This is a genomic window from Domibacillus sp. PGB-M46 (assembly GCF_022668875.1).
Lineage (GTDB): Bacteria > Bacillota > Bacilli > Bacillales > Domibacillaceae > Domibacillus.
The window spans coordinates 397487-403842 of sequence record NZ_JAKGCR010000002.1 but is presented as its reverse complement, the minus strand read 5'-3'; the positions used below and the strand labels follow the sequence as shown (position 1 = coordinate 403842).

5 protein-coding genes, 3 tRNA genes and 1 riboswitch are annotated in these 6356 nt (G+C 44.2%); of the genes, 7 read left to right on the top strand and 1 reads right to left on the bottom strand.

The annotated features are described in order from the left end of the window. Position 1: 1 nt before the first annotated feature. The 5 genes from L2D08_RS04120 to L2D08_RS04100 all read left to right on the top strand — a co-directional run bounded on the left by L2D08_RS04120 (position 2) and on the right by L2D08_RS04100 (position 2280). A tRNA-Gly gene (locus tag L2D08_RS04120) sits at positions 2–76 on the top strand. Positions 77–83: 7 nt separating this feature from the next. Then, a tRNA-Cys gene (locus tag L2D08_RS04115) sits at positions 84–157 on the top strand. A gap of 10 nt (positions 158–167) precedes the next feature. Continuing rightward, a tRNA-Leu gene (locus L2D08_RS04110) sits at positions 168–251 on the top strand. Positions 252–474: 223 nt separating this feature from the next. Further along, positions 475–1272 carry a hypothetical protein gene (locus tag L2D08_RS04105; RefSeq protein ID WP_242232451.1) on the top strand — a complete coding sequence of 266 codons (798 nt, stop codon included), beginning with the start codon at positions 475–477 and terminating at the stop codon, positions 1270–1272. A gap of 291 nt (positions 1273–1563) precedes the next feature. After that, a complete protein-coding gene (locus L2D08_RS04100; RefSeq protein WP_242232450.1) occupies positions 1564–2280 on the top strand; it encodes a metallophosphoesterase family protein in 717 nt (238 codons plus the stop codon). Between the two features lie 202 nt (positions 2281–2482). On the opposite strand, the gene L2D08_RS04095 is transcribed toward L2D08_RS04100, so the two are convergent. Further along, complete coding sequence (locus L2D08_RS04095; RefSeq protein WP_242232449.1) at positions 2483–2998, bottom strand: DIP1984 family protein; 516 nt, start codon at positions 2996–2998, stop codon at positions 2483–2485. Between the two features lie 143 nt (positions 2999–3141). Further along, a riboswitch (TPP riboswitch) is annotated at positions 3142–3257 on the top strand. Between the two features lie 112 nt (positions 3258–3369). Between L2D08_RS04095 and thiC the strand changes: the two genes are divergently transcribed. Next, positions 3370–5103, top strand: a complete 1734-nt coding sequence (thiC, locus tag L2D08_RS04090) for a phosphomethylpyrimidine synthase ThiC (RefSeq protein WP_242232448.1) — start codon at positions 3370–3372, stop codon at positions 5101–5103. A 101-nt stretch (positions 5104–5204) separates the two neighbouring features. Beyond that, complete coding sequence (queG, locus tag L2D08_RS04085; protein ID WP_242232447.1) at positions 5205–6341, top strand: tRNA epoxyqueuosine(34) reductase QueG; 1137 nt, start codon at positions 5205–5207, stop codon at positions 6339–6341. Positions 6342–6356 lie beyond the last annotated feature (15 nt).

Here is a 6356-nt window from a genome sequence, read left to right as displayed (position 1 = left end):
TGCGGAAGTAGTTCAGTGGTAGAACATCACCTTGCCAAGGTGGGGGTCGCGGGTTCGAATCCCGTCTTCCGCTCCAATACTTTGGCGGCATAGCCAAGCGGTAAGGCCAAGGTCTGCAAAACCTTTACCACCGGTTCGAGTCCGGTTGCCGCCTCCATTATGTATTTGCCGGCGTGGCGGAATTGGCAGACGCGCTGGACTCAAAATCCAGTTCCTTCACGGGAGTGCCGGTTCGACCCCGGCCGCCGGTATTAAACGGCGTAACCCTTCAACAAATGTTGAAGGGTTTTTTCGTGTTTAAAACCGCTGCGTTCTTAAACAGATAAAAAATTCGTTTGTGAGTACATCGCTTCTAATGACACGTTTACGGTTATTCATCTAGATAAATAGTATCAACTGTGATGGATATTGTTTAAAATCCCTTGAAATCGGTAATATCCTTATTAACTTAAAACTTAAACTGGAGGGGTATGTATGAAAACATCTACTATGGGTATCATTATCGGTTCTTCAGCTTTAGCATCAGCAGGGGCTGTAAAGATGACAAAAGGGTATAGCAATAAGAAGCAAATGGCTGAAAACCGGAACCAAAAATTTAGTGCAGTAAAAGAAGTGAAAAAAGGAATTAAAAACGGGGTAAAAGCTGGTACTGGAAAAACAGCAGACCTTATTAAAACAGGCGTTGAAACCGAAGAAGAGATGATTAAGGGCGGTATTAATAAAACCATTCAGGGAGTAAAGACTGGAATTGATGCACAGCAGAAAATGATGGAGAAAGAAAAAGAGATGCTTGATCGGATGAATTCCTCTCTTCAGAAAAAAGAAATGACGATGGGTGTAGTAGTTGGTTCTACCGCATTACTCACTACTGGAATCGTTTTAGCTTTAAATGCATATCAACAAAAACAAGAATCAGGAGATACGGGCTCTGGTACAGTGGGTAAAATCGGTAATGGTTTAAAAGCAGGAACGACAAAAGTGGTAAAAGGCATTAAAAATGGTATTGCTTCTAAGAAAAACGAGCAAACCATGGTCGTTGAAAAAACAAAATTTATTGATGACAAGTCCACTGAGCTTAAAAAAGACGAAATAGAGAGTGTTGATTCAGAAAAAGCAGAAGAATATGAAGGGCTGACGGGACTAGATGCCCAATACCGCGATGAATGGCAGGCAAACGGATTTCCACAGACAAACGCCGAATTAAAAGCGCTTGAAGAAGCCGAGGGATCTGATTCTTCCGCTCCGCAAAAAGAAAAAAATAACCTTAAGTAAAACATAAAGCTCACCTTTATTGGTGAGCTGGGAATGTAGACAAAGTAAGAAAGCAGGCTGATTGAAAACGTCTGTCTTTCCAAGAACGCCGCCGGCTGGGAAGCGGAGTGACCTTTTCGGGGTCATGAGCGTTCACAGCCGGCAAGTGACGCCGAAATCGGGCGTTTGCCAACAGCCTGAGCTCACCTTTATTGGTGAGCTTATTTCTTTACAGTAAAAAGCCTGCTTGTCATAATTTTTTTATACATATCGGTTCTCTGCTTTAAAATAATAAAGAAAAGGATGTTGAGAATGAAAGCAGCTTTTATCTCTGATGTTCATGGGAATGCAGTGGCGCTTCAAGCAGTGCTAAATGATCTTAAAACGAAGCAGGTAGATAAAATTTATGTACTGGGCGACCTTTGTTACCGCGGACCGGAGCCGAAGCGGTCACTGGAGCTGATTCAAGGGCTTCAAACAGAAGTGATTAAAGGGAATGCGGATGAATGGGTTGTGCGAGGTGTTCACAAAGGAGAAGTAGCAGAAGCAGCGCTGGAGCTGATGAATCGAGAGCGTGACTGGACTGTATCGCAGTTAGAAGAAGCGGATATCGATTACCTAAACGACCTTCCAACAGAGCTTCATCTCGATCTGGACGGTGTGGCGGTTCATGCTTTTCATGCAGCGCCGGACAGCTTATTTACTGTTGTTTCTTCTTCTGAGACTGACGAGGTGTTGGAAACGAAATTAATGCTTTCTGAAAGTAATGACGTATATATCTATGCTCATATCCATAAGCCTTATATTCGGTATATAAAAGGAAAGGTCGTTATAAATATCGGCAGCGTCGGCCTCCCGTTTGACGGCGTTAAAAAAGCTTCATACGCTATTGTAGAAACAGATGGACACCGGATCAGTACTTCCATTGAACGGGTGGAATTTGATGCAGACAAAGTGATGAGCCAATATAAAGAAGTGAATTATCCGAATCAAAATATGCTGTCTGTCATTCAGAATGCTTCTCTTTAAATAAACAGCCTCTTCGAAGAGAAGGGGCTGTTTCGCAGGGAGAAACCATTTAAAAACATCTAAAGGGCGGATTGCCATCGCCTTAGATGGTAATTGGTTATCGGTCACAAGGTGAATGGAAAACGGAGATTGGTTTGCTTTTCTATTCAAAAAGTGAGGTTCCCAATCCTGCGCCTTGAAAAAGAGTCTCACTTTTTCAAGGTCAAAAATATTTTTCGTCATTAAAGGCAATGGTAACTGTGTAATTTTTTGCATTAATTAAATTAGAAAGCTTATGAGCTTCCCGTTCAAGCTGAATCGCTTTTTGCCGATAGTCCTCAGGCTCGAACAGAGCTATTTTATAAACAGTGGTGTTCTCCGCATAACCGTATTGGATTTCCTCCTTTGAAGAAGCGCCCATTTCCTTGCAAAGCCGTGCTTCTGCACGAAGCTGCGTCGCCCATTCAATCGCTTCTACAAGGGGAATGGTTTCGTTTTTAAAGGAAACGGTATTTTCGCTATTAGCTCTGTACATGAGCCGGTCCAGTGTGCGCACGTCTTTTCGAACTTCTTGAAGTTCTGCTTCTACAGCGCTTACGGTTCGTACAGGAGTTGGAATAGAATCACCTTTTTCAATCGTTGTGTAAGCAACGCGGCGTAATTCTTCCTCCAATTCATGCACTTTTTTAGTTAAAATACTTTTTAACTTCACCGCTTCTGCTAAAGAAATAGTCTGCATTGCATTGCCTCCGTTCGCCTGATAAAAAACTAGTTATAAGCGTAGCATTTGAAGGTTTTTGGGGCAAATAAATAGCATTACATGGAAAAAATGCTTTACAGATGATTTTTATCGTGTTACAGTTTGTACACAGCTTCATAATTTACAACTGCTAGGGGTGTCCGTTAGCCGGACTGAGAGAAGAGCGCGCTTTAAGGCTCTTTAACCCTTCGAACCTGATCTGGCCAGTACCAGCGTAGGGAAGTAGGGACACGGTTTTTAAGCCGTTCATTAAACTATTTCACGGGTTCTTTTATTTTAAAAGAACCCGTTTTTATTTTTTTACGTGTCTGTGTCCAGATCGGTTTCAGCAGTCCAGGGAGGAAAATAAGATGAATCGTTTGAAAAGTGAAAAAATCAATTTGCAGGCACAATTTCCAGCAAGTGAAAAAGTTTATGTGAAAGGAAGTAAAACGGACATCAAGGTTCCATTCCGGCAAATTAAATTAAGCGACACGAAAACAGATGCAGGAACCCATTCAAACGAACCGATCACCGTTTATGACACAAGCGGTCCTTATTCAGAACCCGGTTTTATTGCAGACGTACATAAAGGGCTGCCGCGCGTAAGAGAGCAGTGGGTGGCAGCCAGAAAAGACACAGAGCTTTATGAAGGAAGAGAAGTAAAGCCGGAAGATAACGGGGTCAAAGAAGCGAAATCGATGTTTCAAGCGGATTTTGCACATAAACCAAGACGGGCGCTTTCTGGCCAGAACGTAACTCAAATGCATTATGCGAAAAAAGGCATAATCACACCGGAAATGGAGTATGTAGCGATTCGTGAAAACATGGACGCAGAAACGATTCGAGAGGAGGTTGCCTCCGGCCGTGCGATTATTCCGGCCAATATTAACCACCCTGAAAATGAGCCGATGATTATTGGCAGCCGCTTTCATGTAAAAGTCAATGCAAATATTGGTAACTCGTCAGTAAGTTCATCTATTGAAGAAGAAGTAGAGAAAATGACGTGGGCAACACATTGGGGTGCGGACACGATTATGGATCTGTCTACAGGAAAAAATATTCATGCGACAAGGGAATTTATTATCCGCAATTCGCCGGTACCGGTTGGCACTGTGCCGATTTATCAGGCTCTTGAAAAAGTAAAAGGCATAGCAGAAGATTTAACGTGGGAAGTGTATCGGGATACACTCATTGAGCAGGCTGAGCAGGGAGTTGATTATTTTACGATTCACGCCGGCGTACTGCTTCGCTATATTCCAATGACAATTAAGCGGACAACTGGTATTGTTTCACGCGGTGGTTCGATTATGGCGCAATGGTGCCTGGCTCATCACCAGGAAAATTTCTTATACACACACTTTGAAGAAATTTGTGAAATTTTAAAGGCGTACGATATCTCGGTTTCTTTGGGGGACGGCCTTCGTCCGGGATCGATTGCCGATGCAAATGACGAAGCTCAATTTGCGGAACTTGAAACGCTTGGCGAACTGACGAAAATTGCCTGGAACCATGATGTTCAGGTAATGATCGAAGGACCAGGACATGTACCACTTCATAAAATCAAAGAAAATATTGATAAAGAAATTGATATTTGCCAGGGCGCGCCGTTTTACACACTTGGTCCGCTGACAACGGATATCGCACCGGGATATGACCATATCACTTCTGCGATTGGTGCAGCGATGATTGCTATGCATGGCACGGCGATGCTTTGTTATGTGACACCGAAGGAGCATCTTGGCCTGCCGGATAAAAATGACGTTCGTGAAGGGGTCATTGCCTACAAAATTGCGGCTCATGCAGCGGATCTTGCCAAAGGCCATCCGGGAGCTCAAAAAAGAGATGATGCTTTATCAAAAGCGCGCTTTGAATTCAGATGGCATGATCAGTTTAATTTATCGCTTGACCCGGACCGGGCGCGCGAATACCATGATGAAACCCTGCCGGCAGAAGGAGCAAAAACGGCTCATTTCTGTTCAATGTGCGGTCCAAAATTCTGCTCGATGCGTATTTCTCATGATTTGCGTAAGCAGGCAGCCGAAGAAGGCATGAAAGAAAAGTCGAAGGAATTTGTAGAAACAGGAAGCCATATTTACAGCTGACATGCTCGACTTTATCGCCTTTTTATGAAATAATAAGAAAAATGACAAACAGGCAGACGGGGTTCCCGTTTGCCTGTTTTCTATGGAACGGAGGAGAAGAAATGTACCGGCAGTTAAAGCAGGAACTGATTGACTACAGCAAAGAAATTGGCATCGATAAAATCGGATTCGCTGCGGCCGATCCGTTTCTTGAATTAAAGCAAAAACTGGTACAGCAGCAAGAACTGGGATATGCATCCGGTTTTGAGGAAAAAGATATTGAAAAGCGGACAAACCCCGCGCTCTTGATGGACAGTCCGCGTTCGATTATTGCCATTGCGCTTGCGTATCCATCGAAGCTGGAAGGAGCTCCGAAAGGGAAAAAGGGAGAGCGGCGCGGCTTGTTTTGCCGAGCGTCCTGGGGAGAAGATTATCACCTCGTTCTGCGCAGAAAGCTGGAACAGCTGGAAGCATTTTTAAAAGAAAAAATGCCAGATGTCCAAATGAAATCAATGGTTGATACAGGTGAGCTGTCTGACCGTGCTGTGGCAGAGCGGGCCGGCATCGGCTGGAGTGCAAAAAACTGTGCGATTATTACACCGGAGTTTGGTTCATACGTGTATTTAGGTGAAATGCTGACCAATATTCCTTTTGAACCGGACACGCCGATGGAAAGCCAATGCGGCACGTGTACGAAATGTATTGATGCCTGCCCAACAAGTGCACTCGTTCAAGGGGGACAGCTTAATTCCCAGCGGTGTATCGCTTATTTAACGCAGACAAAAGACTTTTTGCCGGAGGAATTCCGTAAACATCTTGGAAACCGGCTGTACGGCTGTGATACGTGCCAGACCGTCTGCCCGGCCAATAAAGGGAAACACACATTAAACCATGAAGAAATGATACCGGCACTGGAAGAAGTAAAGCCGCTGTTAGAGCCGCTTTTATCAATGAGCAACAAGGAATTTAAGGAGCGGTTTGGCGCGATGTCTGGTTCATGGCGCGGCAAAAAGCCGATTCAGCGAAATGCAGTCATTGCATTGGCTCATTTCAGGGAGCCATCTTCGCTGCCGGCCCTTGCTGCTCTGCTTCACAATGATCCACGTCCAGTTCTTCGTGGTACAGCAGCTTATACTATTGGGCAGATTGGCGGTATAGAGGCAGAGTCCCAGCTGTTCAAAGCACTAGAGCGCGAAGAAGATGAAACAGTGGTGGATGAAATTAAAAAAGCACTCGGACAGATTGGTTCCGTGCTATAATGGTGAGTTGAAAAG